The following is a 17,291-nucleotide window of genomic DNA, read 5'->3' as shown; positions in this document are numbered from 1 at the left end:
ACAACGTGCGGATCGGCGGGGAGCTGATTGTTCCGATCGCCATGGAAGAGGGTCTTCGGTTTGCGATCCGCGAAGGCGGGCATACCGTGGGCGCCGGCGTCGTCACCAAGATCCTTGAGTAGTAGCGGAAGATTGAAACCGGGGCGCGGTTTGCTGCGCCCCGTCTCCAACAGAAAACCATCCAGGGCGTTTCCGGCAGCTTGTGCGGGTAGGTGCTGACTGTGCCACAGACAAAGTTCATTTTGCAGTGTACGAAGTGCAAGAGCCAGAATTACTTGACGACGAAGAACCGGCAGAATGTCTCGGATCGCCTGTCTCTGAAGAAGCATTGCCGGAAGTGTAACGAGCACACCGAGCACACCGAGCAGCGTCTGCGCAAGTAGTCGCGCGAAGTGCCGGATCTGCAGGGGCGTAGCTCAATTGGTAGAGCGGCGGTCTCCAAAACCGTAGGTTGTCGGTTCAAGTCCGGCCGCCCCTGCCATCTCTCAACAAAAAGTGCGTGCACGCGGTGGTGGCGGTTTCCCGAGGGAAACGCGGCCAGTTCACAACAACTTACTTGGGGTGCACCTTTCGGACGGCTCAGGCGAGGTCCTCACATATGGCCACGGCAAAAGCGCAGGGGGCGGGCTTCCTCTCACGACTGGCTCGGCCCTTCGTCAACTTATGGCGGTTCCTGAAAGACGTGCGTGCAGAGCTCCAACGGGTGGTTTGGCCCAGCCATGAGGAGACCTATTCCTTCACCGTCGTCGTCGTCTTGGCAGTCGCCGTCGTTTCTGCCTGGGTCGCCATCTTGGATGTCGTCTGTATGCAGGTCATGAGGTTGCTTGGTCTGGCGCATTAGGTTGAGTGGGCGTCACGGTGCGCACGAAGGAGAGCCCCTTTCATGCAGTGGTACGTGGTCCATACTTTGACCGGCAAGGAGAACCGGGTCAAAGCCACAATCGAGAAGATGGTGGAAGCGGAGGATATGGGCCACCTGTTGGGGCGCATTCTGGTCCCGACGGAGACCGAGATCCGGTCTTCTGCGGGTAAGCGCCGGGAGGTCAAGCGTAAGGTGTACCCGGGCTATGTGTTGGTGCAGATGCACCTAACGGACCCGATGCGCCACCTGATCCAGCGCACCGCTGGGGTCACGCACTTTGTGGGCTCCGCGGATACTCCGGTTCCACTGAAGGACTCCGAAGTCGCAGCGTTGCTGCGGACCGTCGGTGAAGAGGCCCAAAAGCCCAAGACGATCTGGACGTCGGGGCAGGCAGTGCGCATCACCGAGGGCCCTTTCAACGAGTTCAGTGGGAAAGTCGTGGACGTGAATCCCGAGCGGGAAACGGTGAAGGTTCTGATCTCGATCTTCGGGCGTGAGACTCCGGTAGAGGTCGACTTTACGCAGATTGAGAAGCTGTAGTGGCTGGTCGTCGAAGCTGGTGTGCCGTCGGTAGATCTGGCCGCGAGCTTGGGATATCGACAATGATGCCTGGTCAGGCAGATGCTGGACCAGTCGGGGCGGCTCCAATCGGGCCGCAGTCTAAGGGGTATTGAGCATGGCAAAGAAGGTTCTCGCCGTCATCAAGCTGCATTGCCCGGCCGGGAAGGCTAATCCTGCGCCGCCTGTGGGTCCGGCGCTGGGTCAGCACGGCGTCAATATCATGGAGTTCTGCAAGTCCTTCAACGAGAAGACGGTGCAGCAGATGGGCGACATCATCCCCGTGGAGATCACGGTCTTCCAGGACCGCAGCTTCACGTACATCTGCAAGACCCCGCCGGCTTCGAGTCTTCTAAAGAAGGCCGCTGCGCTTGCCAAGGGTTCCGGCGTCCCGAACAAGGAGAAGGTCGCGCAGTTGACGACCTCTCAGGTTCGGGAGATCGCCGTGAAGAAGATGCCGGACCTCAATGCGCGGGACGTCGAAGCCGCTATGCTGATCATCAGCGGTACGGCCCGCAGCATGGGCATCGAAGTCATCTCTGACTAGTCCAGCTCTGTTCCGCTTGGTTGTACCTGCGGGTGGCGCCCAAGGGCTGCCCGCTTACTCTACCACCAGAGGGTGGGAGCGGTCGACGAGGGTGTCGGCTGCCGCCTCCGACGGACGAGGTGTTACGGATGCCGAAGCATAGCAAGCGTGTGTCTGAGAACCTGAAGAAGACGAGCCGTACCGAGAGCTACAAACCCGAAGAGGCGGTCGCGCTCGCAAAGCAGTATGCGAACGCCAAGTTCGATGAGTCCTTGGAGCTCCATCTGAAGCTCGGTGCCGACCCGGCCAAGGGCGACCAGACCGTCCGAGGTACGACGACGCTGCCGCATGGCACTGGTAAGCAGCCGAAGGTCGCCGTCTTTGCCGAGGGCGATGCCGCGCGGGAGGCAGAAGAGGCCGGTGCAGTGCGTGTCGGCGGCGAGGATCTCGTCCAGGCCATCTCTGAGGGATGGGAAGACTTCGACATTCTGGTCGCGCAGCCTCAGATGATGCGTATCATCGGCCCGCTCGGTCGCAAGCTCGGCCCGAGGATGCCTTCGAAGAAGGCGGGCAACATCACCCCTGACGTAGGCCAGGCGGTTCGTGAACTGATGGGTGGGCGCCTGGAGTACCGCATGGACCGTGGCGGCGGCTTGCACGCGGGTATTGGCAAGCTGTCCTTCACCGAGGAGCAGCTGGTGGAGAACCTGTTGAGCATCCTCACCACGGTCAATCGGGCGCGGCCCGCGGCAGTCACTGGGAAGTTCATCCGCACCGCCGCGATCTCGAGCACGATGGGACCTGGAATCCGGCTGGACCTGGATACACTGGGGACGCGCATCCAGTAGGTGAGGGCGAAGGCTGTGAGAGGTCGGTTCCTTTGAAAACGGTGACCGGGTTCGCCCGGTCTCTGAGAAGGCCCTAGACAGTCGGCGCAGCAGCCTAAGGGACGCTCGTCGTCCGCCGACCGAGGCCGGGATAGCAGAGCCTTGCGGGGTGACCCGCGCGCTCTCCTCTGTCGCTTACGGCGGCGGTCCCGACCCTCAGGGCTGCCGCCGTTTTGGTTCTGTGCGGTATACACATGAATCTGATGGGGCTACGTGAGACCCTCTGGGTCTCCGGGCCCCCACGGTAGAGGAGGTGAACGAATGCCGACTCCCGAAAAGGAAGCGCGGGTCGCTGAACTCAAGGAGAGCGTGGCAGGGGCTGGTGGTATGTTCCTGGCCGAGTACGAAGGGTTGGGCGTGGACAAGCTCACGTCTCTGCGCCGGAAGGTGACCGACGCGGGCGGGCGGATCGAGGTAGTCAAGAACCGTCTGCTGGCACTGGCTTTGGAAGGGACGCCGGGGGAGGGTCTCGTCAAGTTCCTTGCGGGACCGACTGCGGTGACCTTCTGCGGCGAAGATGCCTTCGCTCCTGCGCGTGCGATGAAGGAGTTCAACAAGGAGCTCACTCTCGACACGCAGAAGTGGATGATCAAGGCCGCTTTCGTGGACGGACGTCTCTTCGAGGGTGCGGGCGCCCAGGCGCTGGCAGAGCTTCCGCCGGTAGACCAGATCAAGTCCTCCGTCGTGGGGGCGATTGCCGGGCCGCCGACAGCACTGCTCAACACGGTCAATGGCCTGCTGTCAGACGTTGTCTACACACTGCAGGCGATAGTCGACAAGCAGGAGAGCTAGTATCGCCGGTGCATAGCTCGTGGTGATGCTACATACCCGCGCGCCGAAGGTGAGCGACGCGGAACAAGCCCGTCATACGGGCGGGAACCGGTCTGCATGGCAGGCCCGAGTGGGGAATTCAGGAGGGATACACGTGACGGTTGACGAAATCATCAGCGCAATCAACGGTCTGAGCGTACTCGAGCTCGTCGAGCTGAAAGACAAGCTTCAGGATCAGTGGGGCGTTACCGCAGCAGCTCCGATCGCCGTGGCCGCCATGCCCGGCGCCGGGGCAGCAGCCGAAGAGGAAGAGAAGGACAGCTTCAACGTAGTCCTCACCGAGATCGGCCCGGAGAAGATCCAGGTCATCAAGGCCGTGCGCGAGGTTACCAGCCTCGGTCTCAAGGAAGCCAAGGAACTCGTCGAGTCCGCGCCGGGCGCAGTGGTCGCCGAGGAAGTCAGCAAGGACGACGCGAACGCAGTGAAGGAGAAGATCGAGGCTGCGGGTGGCAAGGTCGAACTGAAGTAGCAGCTCCGGATGCCTGCGTGGTTGGATGCCTCTGCGAATGCCGCCGCGGCCTAACACGGGCGCTTTGCTGGGATCGGCGGGGCGTGTGGCGGAGGGGTGCCCCGCCCTTCGGGAGGCGGTGCATAGACCATATGGACCAGATCAAGGCAATGGTCGAGGAGCTGGGGGCCTTCGACAGCGTGTCGCATCTATCCCTGGCGTTTCATCGGCTCACCATGAGCCGACTAGTGGAGGCAGGTCTGTCCTGTCCGTCGCTGACGCGGTTGTTCAGGGAGTTGCTGACACGTGAGCTGAACTATCACCTTCAGCTTCGCGGCCTAACTGGGCCCCACGGGTCTGCCAGGCAGCTTGGCGACGTCGTTTCGCTCTTGGACAAGAGGCGCGCGCTGCTGCGCAGTGTCCTGGCAGAGGCATGCGAAGCGCAGGTGGTTGGCCAGGGCGACGAGATCACGCGTCTCGTCCTCGCCGCCTCTTGCGCGTATCAGTTGTCTCTGTTCGATCGGGCCGCAGAGTACCTTGAGCAGGCCCTGGGACTGGGCGCCGATCACCCCGTCCTGCACTTCGGTCTCGGGTTCAGCAGGTATGTGCTCGCGGAGCGTGCGTTCACCGCGGTCGACGCACAGTCTGGCGTCCGGACCGTGCTGGACGAGACCGGCTATCGTGATGCGATGCTGAGGGCGGTTGCCTCCTTTGAGTGTGGGCTATCAGGTGGCGAGTTGGACAGTTACCTGTCGCGGTGGATCGGGGTCTGCCTGGAGCATGCGGGTTTCGCCGAGGCTGCGTTGAGTGCCTTTGGCAATGCTGAGGTGGCAGAAGAGGGAGCCGTTGAGCGGGGGAGTGCAATCCGCAGGCTGGGATCGATCACGGCCGAGGAGATTGCCGAGGTGGTGGAGTGTCTCAAACGTCCGCATTCGATCGCGGATGTTCTAGGTGCCAGGGAGACGCATTGACGGCTCTGCGGATTCTTGGTAACCTGTTATCTCGTGGCAGTTACCGTCGCACCGGCGACGGTTGTACCGTCGAACCGACTTAGTCGTGGGGAGACGCAAATCGCGAAAGGATGGTATGACATGCACAAGTCACTGCTCGCCGCTGTACTCGTCGTTGTGTTCCTCGCCGCTGTCCTGACTCTGGTTGGCTGCCCGAAGCCGTCGGCCGACAACAACAACGTAACCGTTGAGGAGCCGAGCCCCGCCGACGCCGGCGCAGAGGCAACCGCCCCGGTGGCGACCGAGAACATGACTGCTGAGCCAGCTATGAACGTCGAAGCCGCTCCGTCCGCAGTCGAGAACATGTAGTTGCGAATCCCCCGGACACGATCTGTCTGGGTGGTAGCAATCGGAAGTGACGAGGAGCGACAGGCCTAGGCCTGTCGCTCCTCTCGCTATCGGCCGACGGTCCCGCGTGCCGGCCTCGGCGCTTGGCCCCCATCCTCTTGTTCAGCGTCTGTCAGCGGCACCGACGGAGCCCTGCTGGGACACTTGGTTGTGGGCGCAGTAGTCGGTCGCCCACGGGACTGAGGAAGCCAGCCAGGGGGTTGAAGCAGGGGAGATGGACCGGCAAGGGCAAGGACAGAGCGCACGGAGCCAAAGGGATCTGGGGCATCGATGGCGAATAGCTTGACTAGGGATGCAGCTAGAGGTTATGTTCATTATAACCTTATGTGAAGGTGCTTCACCCGGTTTACCCATAGGAGGAAGGCCACTATGCCACCCAAAGGTAACGCACTCATCGGCCAGTCCGGCGGGCCGACGATGGTCATCAACGCGAGCGTCATAGGTGCGGTTCAGACGGGCCGCAAGTACGAGCAGATCGAGTCTTTCTACGGTGCTGCTCACGGCATCACCGGGATACTCAATGAGGATATGTTCGACCTGTACCACGAGGACCCGGGTGTCCTTGAGCAGCTGAAGCTCACGCCCTCGGCTGCGCTGGGTACCTGCCGCATGAAGCCGAAGCAGCCGGACCTCGAGCGCTGCATGGAGGTCTTCAAGGCTCACAACATCCGGTACTTCTTTTACACGGGCGGCAACGACTCCCAGTTGACTTGCCACCTGATCTCCGAGCTGGCAAAGACGAGCGACTGGGAGATGCAGGTCATCGGCGTTCCGAAGACCATCGACAACGACCTGGTTTTCACCGACAACTGCCCCGGCTTCGGATCCGCAGCGCGCTTTGCTGCAGCCGGTTGCCAGTTTGCTGCGAAGGACGCCGAGGCTTTCGGCAACATCGAGGTCGTCGAGATCATGGGACGCAACGCGGGGTGGCTGACGGGCGCGACTCAGGTCGGTCGGCTGGACGACTACATGGCCCCTCACCTCGTGTATCTGCCGGAAGTTAAGGTCAACCCGGACGAGTTCCTCGCGGACTGCAGGGCGTGCTATGAGGAGTACGGTTACTTGGTCGTCGCAGTGTCTGAGGGCTTCGCCTTCGCGGACTCGAGCCTCGGCACCACCTCGCAGAAGGTGGACGAGTTTGGACACGGGCGTCTGGGCGGTGTGGCCCAGGCTGTCGGCGACATGATCGAGGAGGAGTTGGGCGTTCGCGCCCGCAACGACAAGCTGGGGAACTTGCAGCGGTGCTTCGCCTGGGGGCAGTCGCAGCCGGACCTCGACCAGGCTTACGCCGTGGGCGCGGATGCCGTCGAGCGCGCTGTTCGGGGCGAGACCGATGTAATGGTCACGATCGAGCGCAAGAACGACGACCCCTACGAGTTCGAGACCGGCACGACCTCTCTCGTCAGCGTGGCCGACAAGGTGCGCAGCGTGCCGCTCGAGTGGCTCAACAGCCGCCAGAACGGTGTGACGAAGGAGTTCATCGACTACGTGAAGCCGCTCACCAAGGGCCTCACTGCCGGGTACTCGGCTGATCTCCCGCACTACCCGCGGCTGAGCAAGGACATGGCTGCGAAGAAGCTGCAGCCCTACGTCCGCGCGAAGTAGGGTGGTCCGTAGGACCAGGGAAGGATCGGGGATACAGCAGCGCCCCGCCGAGGCTTCTTGGCGGGGCGTTTTGCTTGGCCGTGTTCGCGATAGGGCCGGAACGCAAGAACCCGGCGCAAGAAAAAGGGCTCCGCATCGCTGCGGAGCCCTCTGTGTAACGGTTGGTCAGTTGGGCTAGAAGCCCACGGTGACCTCGGCGGACAGCAGCTTCTGGTCTTCGAGCGCCTGCGAGAAGTCGCTGTTTGCGCTCTGCTGAGCGTAGGTCAGGCCGACCTTGACGCCGTCGGCGACTTCCTTGCTCATGCGGATCGAGAACAGCTTGTTGTACGGCAGGACGTCGCCGTCAACGTTCGCAGCGGAGCTGGCATTGGTGAGGCCAGCGTACGCGGACTTGTTCCAGTAGCGGCTGTTGCAGTCGAGATCATAGTACGCGATCTCGAAGGGGGTGCTGCCGAGGTTGAACTCGAGCTGGCCACCCAGGGCTTCGACGTTGGTCATCGCAAGCGGGTTGCGGAGCCAGCGTTCCCACGGGATGGCGAGGCTGTTGGTGTTGCGGTAGGTCTCGTAGTACGGGTTGAGCGTGCTCGACCAGATGTCGTACTCGGCATCTACATCGCTGTAGAAGCCGCGGAGAGCGAAGTTCTTGCTCTTCCAGACATCCAGCATGGCCATGAGAGCGACCGGGGTGTTGTGGCTGTAGTTGTCGACATCCACGCCGGCCCGGGACTTCACGAGTTCACCGTAGGAAGCGTAAAGCTCGCGACCCCAGAACTTGGCCCAGAAGTCGGCGCCCCAGGCGCGTTCGTTGCCATAGCCATCGTGCAGGTAGGTGCCAGTGAGCTTCCAGCTCGGGCGGCCATAGGCGAGAGCCATTGCCAGGTAACCGTCGGCATCGGCGTCAGGGGTGGTGCCTACCGGCTGGTCGAAGTTGTAGTTGGCGCCGCCAGCGAACACGTCGAAGTCCAGATTGGTATTCCAGACGTTGGTGAACTTCGCCCGGAGACCCTGCATGGACTCGCGCTCGTTGTTGACGACCAGGCCGAGACCGTAGTCCACGAACTGGCGACCGACGGTCCAGTCGGCGGAGAGGAGACCCTTGGTGGCGAAGGACAGAGTTGCCTCGTCCAGCCAGATCTGCTCGGCGTCGTTGCCATCGACAGCAGCATCGCCGTAGAGCTGGCTTGCTGTCTCGTTGAACCAGGCGCGACCATTATCGGCGGTGTCACGGTACTTGAAGGACAGCTTGGCGTTCAGCGCGTTGGTAACCTTGCCCTCGATACCGAACTTCGCGGTCAGGTTGTCGAACTCTGCGCCGGACTGGAGGCTGTCGCCCGTGTAGCCGATGCGATAGTCGAAGTAGCCAGTGGCCTTCGGGCCCTTGGCGTTCTCTTCGAGCCATGCTACGCGGTCGCCGAGATCATACACGTCGTCCTCAAGGTAATCGAGGTCGTCGCGGATGGCCTTGATGTCATTGCCGAACTCGTCGAGGAGCTGCTTGCAGATCGCGCGGACCTCATCGGGGGTCGGGGCATCGCCCTTGTCACCCTTGGCACCGGCGGGGCCAACAACACCCACGGGGCCAGCAGGACCGGCAACACCAGCAGGACCGGCAGGACCCATCGGGCCGATCGGACCGCGGTCACCCTTGGGGCCGACGGGGCCAGGAGCGCCCATCGGACCGGCGGGACCCATGTCACCCTTCGGGCCGGTCGGGCCCACGGGACCGCGCTCGCCACCGGGAGCACCCGGAGCGCCAGCGGGGCCGGCAGGACCCATCGGACCTACGTCGCCCTTATCGCCCTTCGGACCGGCAGGGCCCATGTCGCCCTTCGGACCAGCAGGACCAGTGAGACCCATCGGGCCGGTTGCGCCGGTCGCGCCGGCAGCACCGGAGCGGCCGTCCTTACCCGGATCGCCCTTGGGGCCCTGGGCAGCAGCGGGAATGACGTCGAGCAGGCGGGAGATCGCCATTGCGAACTCATAGCGGGTCATTGCGCGGTCGCCGCGGTAGCTGCCATCGGGATAACCAATGACAATACCCTGTTCGGCCAGGCGCTGCACCGCATCGTACGCCCAGTGATCAAACGGCACGGTCTCTGCCGGGTTCACCTTCGCGGTACCCTGAGCGAGAACCGGTGAAACCACAAGGACAAAGGCCGCTACACACAGTACGAGCTTCTTCATGGTATTGTTTTACCCTCCTCATGTTGCTCCGGAGAGGTACCCCCGAATTGCCCTGGGCGGGGGCCCGCTGAAGTGGGCATAGCTGCGATCGGCGCCGCACGATGGAGAGTTTCCAAAGTTTCCTCACCATGCGTCGGCCGCGTGTGCGATACCCACACCGTCTCGCTCCACAAGCTCCATCTCCCAGGCCTGGAGGTGCCTCCCTTCTTTGGCCCGTATCGGGAAAGGGCGAAACGAAACGCCGGAGATGGGGTGCGCCACGAAAGGACGCCACCCCGTAGCGACTATAGCATAGGCACTAGATCGCGTCAACTTCTTGGACAGTCACAGTTACATCCAGTTGCGCCACTTTCTGCCCGCACGCGGAGGCCTGCACGGTGGTCTGAAGGGGCTACTCCGTCGGCTTCTCGGCCTCCGCAGACTCCGCCGCCTCCGGCTCCTCAACCTCGACCCACAACTTCCCGCGCCCACCGCAGTAGGAGCAACGAACAGTCGCCCACTGCCTGCGACCCATCCCGGCCGCCTCCATGCAGATGCGGCAGCTCTTGCCCCCGCTGGTGGTGCAGTTCTTCTTGCCCTGGCAGTGCTCACAGGTCATGAGTTTCTTGGCCATCTTGGACCTCCCTTTGGTACTCGAGAATCTCGGCCCCGCAACGGAGCCCTCGACTGCAAGGGTTGCCGTGCGGTGTACGCCACACCGAAAGATCGGCGACACGACACAAGCCTCAGGACACTAGAACCAGTCACCCTCCGCGCGAGCAACCCCCATCTTGCGGCTTACGGCGTCCCTGATCTGCGGTATCCCGGCAAGCTCGCCGGTCAGGTACTCGAAGTTGGCGCGCACGTCGTCCTCGCGCTCACGCCGCACCGCGTCATAATCGACCCCAAGGAGAGCGCACAACTCGCGACCGGTCATCACTTGGTCCTCGTCGAACCGCCCCTTGAGGCCCCGAACGCTGATCGCCTTGTCCTCCTGGTTGAAGCAGCACAGGTGGTAGCTCGGACGGTATCCCAGGCGCTGCCCAAGGAGGGTTGCCAGCGGTCGCAGGCTGCCAAGCTCTCCGTCGGCCTTCTTTGTGTCGAAGAGGTCGCCCTCCTTGATCTCGATCGCGCGCACGCGATGCTCTTCGTGGCTGAGAATGACCACATCGGCCGTGATCTGATGGTCCGCCGGTCCGACGTGGAGTGCTTCGCCGAAGAAGACCTCAATCGGCTGCTCGAGCAGACGCAGCGCTCCCTGGAGCAGGTCTGCGAGACCTGCGGAGCGGTAAGGGCAGCGCTGAGCCAGCACGCTCTCAAGCTCGTTGCCGTTGCGGATGACGGTCGCATGGATGCGACTCAGCAACTGGCCGAGCTCCGGAAGGCCCAGCAGGCGAGTGTAGCCCGAGTTGTCGTCATCCCGGCCCTTGCTATCTTCGATACGTGCCATGCCTGCAAAGCCTCTTGCCTGCGACGCAATCCCCGTGCCTAGCGGCTCTTCTTCTGCGGCTCGATGCTGCGACCTTGCTCCGGCGAGAGCGGTGCAGCATCGGTGGCAGAACTGGACGGGCCTGCCGGTGCTGTGTCCTGATCCAGCACCTTGGTCGGGACCGGTGCTGACGGCACTCCGGAGGCTGCCTCGGCCTTGCGGGTCAAGCGCTCCAGGGCCGCCTGCGCTTCCTGCATCTCGGGGCTCCCGGGTGCCGCAAGGCGCGTCACCGTCTGGAACATCACCATGGCGCCGTCGACGTTCCCCTGCTTGGCATAGAGCCAGCCGAGGAGACGGTGAAGCTGGAGGTGTGCCACACTGCGGCCCTGCAAGTCGGCGTCGCGCAGCGCTTCCTCCAGGATCTTGATGGCCTTGTCCGGCTCGCCCGCAACCCGTGCCCGATGGGCCTTTGCGACCGCCAACTGGAGCGCACTGTCCATCTCGGCTTCCTGACGGGCGGTGTCAAGTCGCTCCTGCGGAGAGGCCACGACGGGCTTGGGCGGTTCCTTCGGCTTCACGAAGAGCAGCCACTGCCAGCCGGCTGCGATCAGGAGAACCCAGGCGATGGCCGACAGCCCCGACAGCAGGCCCAGTGGCAAGGTAGCTAGCTGCGCCAGCTTCCCGCGGAAGCCGAGGACGACCATCAGTGGAACACCCGCCGGAAGAGCCAGCAGACCACGCGCCAGGTCCTGTGAGGCTGCAGCAACCCTCAGTTCGCGGTCTTCCATCTCCTCGTCGCGGAAAAAGAGGCCGACCAACCGGCCGAGACGGTCACCGAAGGATGCGACGATCTCGGGGCCTGTGAGCAGAAGAGCCTGGTAGCCCCAGACCCAGACGCAGATGAGGCCGCCGCCGAAGACGCCGCAACTCACGAGGGTCAGAAGCGTGCGACCCCTGTCAGCCGCCAGCGCAGGTCCAGCGCCACCCAGCAGCAGAAAGCCCCACAGACCTGCCCCTGCGAGGAGACCGACGACGATGCCGTAGTACACCCCCTGCCAGAAGAGGTGGGTGACCTGCGGGTCGCGACGCGCCTTGGGACGATATGCGGTGACGGGTCTCACGGCTTTGGACGCTACCTTTGGGAAGCAGTAATGGTTTCTACACAACCCATTATAGCCTGTTCGCCCATCCCCTGCACCCCGGCTCGGGATTCTGCTCCGGGTGGTGCAGTGTCAGGGCAGGTCCCCAGGCCTGCGGCGAGGAAGTCCTGGCCGCGTAACAGGTGAGCGCCGCGACCGCAGCGATGCCCGGTCGCTGAAGTCACGAGTGGCACCTCAATCGCGTGGAGGTTGTGTCCATGGACCGTCGTACTTTTGTTGCCAGCACCAGCCTTGCCGCTGCCGCCGGCGTCTCGGGCGCTGCTGCAGATCAGGCCGCCTCGAAGGGAGTCAGGAAGATCGAGCCCCTCGCCAACGAGTTCTCTGTGGTCTACGAATCACCAGACCCGCAGCACGTGTACTGCTACACGCCGGGCATCTGCTGTCTGCCCGGTGGGCGGCTGATTGCGACGATGGATCGTGGCGGCGATGGAGTCGCCAAGCTGCCGGGGGCAATGCAGGGCAAGACCCTCCTGCGAGGCATGATCTTCTCCAGCGATGACCACGGGAAGACCTGGCAGCAGCGGTCTCTGATGCCGATGCTCCATGCTCGGCCCTTCACGGCGGGCAAGAGCCTCTACGTGCTTGGCCACGTCGGCGACCTCATGATCATGCGCTCCGATGACGGGGGTAACACCTGGTCGCAGGCCGCTAAGCTGACCGAGGGCGAAGGCTGGCACCAGTCGGCCTGCAACGTCTGGTATGCGAACGGCAAGGTCTACCTGGTCATGGAGAACAACACCGACCGCACCTTCAAGGGCTGGGGCGTGTCGGTGCTGGCGCCGGTGCTGATGGCGGCGAAGGTCGACGACGACCTGACCAACAAGGGTTCCTGGACCTTCGCCAGCCGCCTGAGCTTCCGCGAGGCAATCAAGCAATCGGGCGAGCCCCACATGATCGGCGTGCCCTTCTACAACCCCGGCCCAATCTACCGCGACGCGCAGGGAGTCGGCCGTCGAGTGGCACAGCCAATCGGATGGCTGGAGACCAACGTGGTGCAGTTCAGCGACCCCTCGCATATCTGGCATGACCCGAAGGGCCGCACCTTCCACCTCTTCATGCGTGCCCATACAGCGGGAACAGGTCTGGCAGCGATGGCCAAGGTGGTGGAGGCTGAGGACGGCACGATGGCCACGACCCTGGAGCAGGCGCCCTCGGGACAGACCATGCTCTACGTGCCGATGCCCGGCGGCCAGATGCGCTTCCATATCCTGTGGGACGAGCAGACGAAGCTGTTCTGGCTGCTCTCCTCGCAGGCGACGGACTCGATGATCAAGCCGGAGCTCATGCCGGCGGAGCGCTTCGACCTGCCCAACAACGAGCGCCACCGGCTGGCGCTGCACTTCTCACGCAACTGCGTGGATTGGTGCTTCGCTGGTCTGGTAGCGGTGGGGCCCGGTTGGAAGCAGTCGCGGCACTATGCCTCGATGTGCATCGACGGCGACGACCTGCACGTGCTGTCGCGCTCGGGCGATGCGCGGGCCAAGAGTGCCCACGACGGCAACCTGATCACCTGCCACACGGTCCCCGGCTTCCGTGAGCTGGCGTACCTGTAGACTGGTCCGCAAGAGCGCCAAAGCCCGGCCTGGGAGATGCTCCTGAGCCGGGCTTCGTGTTTGCGGGATAGTGAGGCGTCAGTGGGTGGAGCGGAAGAAGGTCATGCGCAGGGGAGGATACACGATCGCGAAGGCCTTGCCCTCAAGGTACTGAACCGGTAGTTGCGGCGCGGCGACCGGTGTGCCCTTCGGCCCGGGCATGCTCCAGTTGTGGCTGTCCATCCCCTGGTTCCGGTTGTCGCCCAGGACCAACACGTGCCCGCCCTCGCAGGTCACCGGTCCCCAGTCGTAGGCCATGGGCTCGCGGAGGAAGGGCTCTTCGGCGACCCCTCCGTTGCGCCACAGGCGGCCCTGCTTGACCTCCACCGTGTCCCCCGGTACCGCGACGACACGCTTGACGGACAGACGCGTCTCCTCGGGAACCGGCGAGCGGAACAGCACGAGGTCTCCGCGATCGGGCATCGTTCCCCGCAGGAAGGTCGCCACCAGGACGCGGTCACCGGGCTCCAGGGTCGGACGCATGGCCTCAGAGCCCATCTTGTAGGCGCCACAGGCGGTGAAATAGCACAGGCCGCCGGAAATCGCGGCACCAAGGAAGAACAGCAGTACATTCCGCAGTCGGCGGTAGCGATTCCGCCGTGCGCGGCGTTGTTGCTGCTCCTCGAAGGCTCGCTGCAGGATCTCTACTTCAGGCCGCATGGAGTGGTATCCAGTACAAGGCGTAGAAGTACCCGGTGTGAGATGCTCTCCGGCGAGACATGTGGTTCTGCTACAGCCCCGGCAGGCGGATCGAGCCCTTCTCGTTGGGCACCGCCTTGCCGTAACGACCTCCTCCACCAGCCTGCAGGGGCAAGGTGCCTTGCCGAGCCTGGACGATCAGCGCGGCGACGCGAGACCCCACAGTCTCCCCGATCTCCCTCTCCTCCGCGTCATGCAGGACGGCCATCTCGCTGCCGAAGCGGTTGATGAGCCGGTTGTAGGTCACGGAGCCGACGCCCGGCACGAACTGCAGCGGAACCTGGTACTGGTAGTGCGGTCGGTGCTCAGGTCGTTGCGGCTCCGGTGTGTCGGCGATCTCAAGTATGCGATCCAGCACACCCTTGGTGACGTGCCGGCTCCCGCACTGCTCGCACTGCATCGCGGGCGGCGCACCGCGGGCGATCCACTGGCAATCCTCGCAGAAGGTCCGATGGTACTTGCCCAGGCGCGGGTCGAGGCCGAAGTTCGCCAATACCCTCCTGCCGCCTTCCCGTCGGAGCGCCCTGAGTAGTTCGTCAAAGGTGCCGGCCTCGACCTCCAGGAGGTTGTACTCGCGGCCGATGCGGGGAAGGGAATGGGCGTCGGAATTGGTCAGGAAGGTGCGGTCAGACAGCTCCGTGATGTGGTCGGCCAGGTCACTGTCGGCGCTCAGCCCCAGCTCGATGGCCGAGATCTTGTCCCACGCATCGCCGAAGAGCTCTGCGGCTCGGCGAGAGGCTGAGCCGTACACGCTCTTGTGCGGAGTGAAGCAGTGAGCGGGGACGAAGGTCCCGCCGCAGTCGGCGCACAGGCGGTACAGGATTCGTGCGGGCAGCCCGCAGGCCTGGCTCGACAGCTCGCGGTTCGTCACATAGTGGCCGATGGTCTCGGAGAAGTCCTTCAGGCAGGCGAGGTCGGGGAAGTAGCTCACATGGTGCGACATCCCGCCCTGGGGCTCGTGGGTCTCGAACTCCGCACCGAGGATCACCGTGACCTGGTCACGGTAGCGCAGACCACCGCCGGGCAGTGGGACCATCTCACCAGAATCGACCAGTGCGTCGATGTCGGCGATCACGGGTGGGGAAGCACAGTCAACCACGCCCACGAGGCCTATTCCCTTGCGGTCGGCGCACTCGAGGGCGATGTTTTCGAAGGTGAGGTCATGGGCCGCGGTGATCTTCACCGCTCGGCCGCTACTGCTCTTGCCAATGTGTACGTGCAGGTCTGCGTGGATGAACATGCCGATTCCGTTCAGAGGGGTCGGGCTAACGACTGTCCTTGGCGCCTTGGTCGTGGACGCCCATGAGGTCGGCCTTGTCCCAGACTTTGTCTTCTTCTTCGTCGAGTTGCTCGCGCCAGCCCTCGCGATAGCGCTCGGAGCCCTCATAGTGCCGGGTCGCCTCGGTGAGGACCGTCTCCTTGGCCTTCTTCACCCTGGCCACCAATTCCTCGCGTGCCTCTTCGTCTTCATCGCCCTTGGAGCTGCGGCCGAGGTACTCAGAGATAGCCTCCCACATGGCGTCATGGAAACGTAGCACCTCTGCAGGAGGAAGCTCACGGGGTGCAGGCGGGTGTCCGCGAAGAGAGGCGAAGACAGGGTGCGGAAGCTCAGGGGCCTTCGGCGCCTCACCTCGCAGACGTACGAACAGGACCGCGCCGACGACCAGCACGAGAGCGACTGCTGCAATCATACGCGCCAGGGCGCGTTTCATTCTCCGTCGCCTTCTCTCATCGTCCCCCCTGCGGGTGGTAGCAGCTTCGGACCGCGCGGGCGTCGATGCGGCCACTTGATGACCGCTCGTCCTTGCATCCAGGCCAGGCCATAGGCTGTGAGACTGGTGTAGAGCGCCCAGCGCGAGGACAGGCTCGCCTCAAGAGCTCCCGCCAACCAGCGCGAAGCGAGCTGGTAGATGGCGAAGGTCGCGAAGGTCAGGCAGGTCAACGCACAGCACGCCACAGTGACCATCCACAGCCAGCGGATGACAACGGGGACCGGTGAGCCGCTCTCATCCCAGCGCGCCTGGGCCACGAAGATCCTCCTGAAGCTTGCGCCGGCAAGCCACAGGGCGGCGAGGGTGCACAGGATGGCAGGTATGATGGATCCCACAGAGCGTGACCTCTGGCCTCAGGATTGCAGGGCTCAAGGCTGTGTGAGCCCCCGGAATCGCCCGGATTCGACACCCGAACGCCTGCGAGGGCAGCCCTGCAAGGCGATTATACCACAGGCTCCTGCTCGAACCTTCCCGGACGTTGTGCGCCCAGGCTCCGAGGTCACTGTTGAACGCAGACGAAGGCCGGGCACGCACGGTTCGGAACTTCGCTTGCGGTAGACCGTTACTAGGAGGAAAGGGGCAAACCCTTGGCTCGCACATCCGTCTATAGTACAGGGTCCCCATCCAGACTATCGGCAACCCTCCCCGGCAGGTGATTCCTGATGCACATCCGTTACAGGCTTTGGCTTCCGCTCCTTGTCGGATTGCTGGCCGCTCTTGCCGCCACCAGCGCCTATGCGGTGACGGCGCAGGACGTAGAGAACAAGCTGCGCGCCAAGATCACGAAGGACTGGTCCGTCAGCAACCTTCGCGTTACCGTCGTGCCCTACGACAGCCAGGCTCGCACCGACAAAGGTGAGTTCGCAAAGATCTTCGTAGCCGCCGACGCCGCCGAGCAAAAGCGCAAGCACATCCGCATTGTTGAGTTCCGCATCGAGTCCAGCAACGTCGACATCGACCTCGCGGGTCTACTCAAGCACAACGACGTCACCGTCCAGTCGCAGCACCTGGACACCTGCCACGTGAAGCTGCTGGAGACCGATGTCAACAAGCTGCTCGCGCTCAAGAAGACCCCGATCAAGGACCTGCGCGCCGACTTCGGCACCAACCAGGTCGCTTTCACCGGCAGGTACCAGTTCAACGTCAAGCTCACTGGGACGCTGGAAGTCCGCAAGGGCTACGAGATCTGGTTCAAGCCCACGAAGGCCAGCGTCGGTGTGCTGGGCATTCCGGTGGGGATCGTCAACCAGTTCCTGGCCAAGATGAACCCGATCATCGACCTGCGCGACGTTCCGCTGCAGCCGAAGGTGAAGGTCATCAATATCCGGCCCGGCTACATCGGATTCTCGAGCTAGCGCACAGGCCGCCGCGAGATTGCTTGCAGACCCCTACCCGGGTCTT

General features: G+C 63.5%; 21 protein-coding genes and 1 tRNA gene. 14 read left to right on the top strand and 8 right to left on the bottom strand.

All coding sequences use genetic code 11. The annotated features are described in order from the left end of the window. The 12 genes from ABFE16_13820 to ABFE16_13765 form a co-directional block, all read left to right on the top strand. A partial coding sequence (locus ABFE16_13820) for a hypothetical protein (GenBank protein ID MEN6346372.1) occupies positions 1 to 122 on the top strand: 122 nt, incomplete at its 5' end. A gap of 90 nt (positions 123 to 212) precedes the next feature. Continuing rightward, a complete protein-coding gene (rpmG, locus tag ABFE16_13815; protein MEN6346371.1) occupies positions 213 to 383 on the top strand; it encodes a 50S ribosomal protein L33 in 171 nt (56 codons plus the stop codon). 22 nt (positions 384 to 405) lie between these two features. Beyond that, positions 406 to 481, top strand: a tRNA-Trp gene (locus ABFE16_13810). 117 nt (positions 482 to 598) lie between these two features. Then, on the top strand, positions 599 to 841 hold the full coding sequence (secE, locus tag ABFE16_13805; GenBank protein ID MEN6346370.1) for a preprotein translocase subunit SecE: 243 nt from the start codon (positions 599 to 601) through the stop codon (positions 839 to 841). A gap of 42 nt (positions 842 to 883) precedes the next feature. Next, entirely contained in the window at positions 884 to 1,402 is a 519-nt protein-coding gene (nusG, locus tag ABFE16_13800; GenBank protein ID MEN6346369.1) for a transcription termination/antitermination protein NusG, read from the top strand. A gap of 136 nt (positions 1,403 to 1,538) precedes the next feature. Then, entirely contained in the window at positions 1,539 to 1,967 is a 429-nt protein-coding gene (gene rplK, locus ABFE16_13795; GenBank protein MEN6346368.1) for a 50S ribosomal protein L11, read from the top strand. Between the two features lie 128 nt (positions 1,968 to 2,095). After that, positions 2,096 to 2,794, top strand: a complete 699-nt coding sequence (rplA, locus tag ABFE16_13790) for a 50S ribosomal protein L1 (GenBank protein MEN6346367.1) — start codon at positions 2,096 to 2,098, stop codon at positions 2,792 to 2,794. Positions 2,795 to 3,094: 300 nt separating this feature from the next. After that, on the top strand, positions 3,095 to 3,625 hold the full coding sequence (gene rplJ / locus ABFE16_13785; GenBank protein MEN6346366.1) for a 50S ribosomal protein L10: 531 nt from the start codon (positions 3,095 to 3,097) through the stop codon (positions 3,623 to 3,625). 133 nt (positions 3,626 to 3,758) lie between these two features. Beyond that, a complete protein-coding gene (gene rplL, locus ABFE16_13780; GenBank protein ID MEN6346365.1) occupies positions 3,759 to 4,133 on the top strand; it encodes a 50S ribosomal protein L7/L12 in 375 nt (124 codons plus the stop codon). A gap of 131 nt (positions 4,134 to 4,264) precedes the next feature. Then, complete coding sequence (locus ABFE16_13775; protein ID MEN6346364.1) at positions 4,265 to 5,083, top strand: hypothetical protein; 819 nt, start codon at positions 4,265 to 4,267, stop codon at positions 5,081 to 5,083. Positions 5,084 to 5,203: 120 nt separating this feature from the next. Then, positions 5,204 to 5,431, top strand: coding sequence for a hypothetical protein (locus ABFE16_13770; GenBank protein ID MEN6346363.1), 228 nt, complete (start codon positions 5,204 to 5,206; stop codon positions 5,429 to 5,431). Positions 5,432 to 5,839: 408 nt separating this feature from the next. After that, the gene (locus ABFE16_13765) at positions 5,840 to 7,075 is read left to right on the top strand and encodes a 6-phosphofructokinase (protein ID MEN6346362.1); all 1,236 of its coding nucleotides are present in this window, start codon (positions 5,840 to 5,842) and stop codon (positions 7,073 to 7,075) included. 174 nt (positions 7,076 to 7,249) lie between these two features. Here the strand turns inward: ABFE16_13765 and ABFE16_13760 are convergent, their stop codons facing one another. The 4 genes from ABFE16_13760 to ABFE16_13745 form a co-directional block, all read right to left on the bottom strand. Beyond that, positions 7,250 to 9,259 carry an S-layer homology domain-containing protein gene (locus ABFE16_13760; GenBank protein MEN6346361.1) on the bottom strand — a complete coding sequence of 670 codons (2,010 nt, stop codon included), beginning with the start codon at positions 9,257 to 9,259 and terminating at the stop codon, positions 7,250 to 7,252. Between the two features lie 391 nt (positions 9,260 to 9,650). Next, entirely contained in the window at positions 9,651 to 9,872 is a 222-nt protein-coding gene (locus tag ABFE16_13755) for a hypothetical protein (protein MEN6346360.1), read from the bottom strand. A gap of 120 nt (positions 9,873 to 9,992) precedes the next feature. After that, complete coding sequence (locus ABFE16_13750; GenBank protein MEN6346359.1) at positions 9,993 to 10,688, bottom strand: hypothetical protein; 696 nt, start codon at positions 10,686 to 10,688, stop codon at positions 9,993 to 9,995. A 38-nt stretch (positions 10,689 to 10,726) separates the two neighbouring features. Further along, entirely contained in the window at positions 10,727 to 11,788 is a 1,062-nt protein-coding gene (locus tag ABFE16_13745) for a tetratricopeptide repeat protein (protein ID MEN6346358.1), read from the bottom strand. 236 nt (positions 11,789 to 12,024) lie between these two features. Between ABFE16_13745 and ABFE16_13740 the strand changes: the two genes are divergently transcribed. Continuing rightward, positions 12,025 to 13,380, top strand: a complete 1,356-nt coding sequence (locus ABFE16_13740) for a sialidase family protein (GenBank protein MEN6346357.1) — start codon at positions 12,025 to 12,027, stop codon at positions 13,378 to 13,380. Between the two features lie 78 nt (positions 13,381 to 13,458). Here ABFE16_13740 and lepB read toward each other — a convergent pair whose 3' ends face one another. The 4 genes from lepB to ABFE16_13720 all read right to left on the bottom strand — a co-directional run bounded on the left by lepB (position 13,459) and on the right by ABFE16_13720 (position 16,225). Continuing rightward, positions 13,459 to 14,079: a signal peptidase I gene (gene lepB / locus ABFE16_13735; protein MEN6346356.1), complete on the bottom strand. Its 621-nt coding sequence runs from the start codon at positions 14,077 to 14,079 to the stop codon at positions 13,459 to 13,461. A gap of 70 nt (positions 14,080 to 14,149) precedes the next feature. Then, on the bottom strand, positions 14,150 to 15,358 hold the full coding sequence (locus ABFE16_13730) for an endonuclease Q family protein (protein ID MEN6346355.1): 1,209 nt from the start codon (positions 15,356 to 15,358) through the stop codon (positions 14,150 to 14,152). Positions 15,359 to 15,383: 25 nt separating this feature from the next. Further along, the gene (locus ABFE16_13725; GenBank protein MEN6346354.1) at positions 15,384 to 15,830 is read right to left on the bottom strand and encodes a hypothetical protein; all 447 of its coding nucleotides are present in this window, start codon (positions 15,828 to 15,830) and stop codon (positions 15,384 to 15,386) included. Next, positions 15,827 to 16,225 (bottom strand): hypothetical protein, encoded by a 399-nt coding sequence (locus ABFE16_13720; GenBank protein MEN6346353.1) that lies wholly within the window; start codon positions 16,223 to 16,225, stop codon positions 15,827 to 15,829. Before ABFE16_13720 ends, ABFE16_13725 begins: the two co-directional genes overlap by 4 nt. Positions 16,226 to 16,552: 327 nt before the next feature. Here ABFE16_13720 and ABFE16_13715 point away from each other — a divergent pair, with 327 nt between their 5' ends. Then, on the top strand, positions 16,553 to 17,245 hold the full coding sequence (locus ABFE16_13715; GenBank protein MEN6346352.1) for a DUF2993 domain-containing protein: 693 nt from the start codon (positions 16,553 to 16,555) through the stop codon (positions 17,243 to 17,245). The last annotated feature ends 46 nt before the right edge of the window (positions 17,246 to 17,291 follow it).

Source organism: Armatimonadia bacterium (assembly GCA_039679385.1).
In the GTDB taxonomy this organism is placed as follows: Bacteria; Armatimonadota; Zipacnadia; order Zipacnadales; family JABUFB01; genus JAJFTQ01.
Note: the sequence above shows the minus strand (reverse complement) of the source record. Positions and strands in the feature narration are given on the sequence as shown.

Coding starts and splice junctions, on each gene's coding strand:
- ABFE16_13740 (MEN6346357.1), top strand. CDS start 12,025: ATGGACCGTCGTACTTTTGTTGCCAGCACCAGCCTTGCCGCTGCCGCC.
- ABFE16_13775 (MEN6346364.1), top strand. CDS start 4,265: ATGGACCAGATCAAGGCAATGGTCGAGGAGCTGGGGGCCTTCGACAGC.
- rplK (MEN6346368.1), top strand. CDS start 1,539: ATGGCAAAGAAGGTTCTCGCCGTCATCAAGCTGCATTGCCCGGCCGGG.
- rplJ (MEN6346366.1), top strand. CDS start 3,095: ATGCCGACTCCCGAAAAGGAAGCGCGGGTCGCTGAACTCAAGGAGAGC.
- rplA (MEN6346367.1), top strand. CDS start 2,096: ATGCCGAAGCATAGCAAGCGTGTGTCTGAGAACCTGAAGAAGACGAGC.
- ABFE16_13765 (MEN6346362.1), top strand. CDS start 5,840: ATGCCACCCAAAGGTAACGCACTCATCGGCCAGTCCGGCGGGCCGACG.
- ABFE16_13730 (MEN6346355.1), bottom strand. CDS start 15,358: ATGTTCATCCACGCAGACCTGCACGTACACATTGGCAAGAGCAGTAGC.
- secE (MEN6346370.1), top strand. CDS start 599: ATGGCCACGGCAAAAGCGCAGGGGGCGGGCTTCCTCTCACGACTGGCT.
- ABFE16_13750 (MEN6346359.1), bottom strand. CDS start 10,688: ATGGCACGTATCGAAGATAGCAAGGGCCGGGATGACGACAACTCGGGC.
- ABFE16_13770 (MEN6346363.1), top strand. CDS start 5,204: ATGCACAAGTCACTGCTCGCCGCTGTACTCGTCGTTGTGTTCCTCGCC.
- ABFE16_13755 (MEN6346360.1), bottom strand. CDS start 9,872: ATGGCCAAGAAACTCATGACCTGTGAGCACTGCCAGGGCAAGAAGAAC.
- ABFE16_13725 (MEN6346354.1), bottom strand. CDS start 15,830: ATGAAACGCGCCCTGGCGCGTATGATTGCAGCAGTCGCTCTCGTGCTG.
- nusG (MEN6346369.1), top strand. CDS start 884: ATGCAGTGGTACGTGGTCCATACTTTGACCGGCAAGGAGAACCGGGTC.
- ABFE16_13760 (MEN6346361.1), bottom strand. CDS start 9,259: ATGAAGAAGCTCGTACTGTGTGTAGCGGCCTTTGTCCTTGTGGTTTCA.
- lepB (MEN6346356.1), bottom strand. CDS start 14,079: ATGCGGCCTGAAGTAGAGATCCTGCAGCGAGCCTTCGAGGAGCAGCAA.
- ABFE16_13715 (MEN6346352.1), top strand. CDS start 16,553: ATGCACATCCGTTACAGGCTTTGGCTTCCGCTCCTTGTCGGATTGCTG.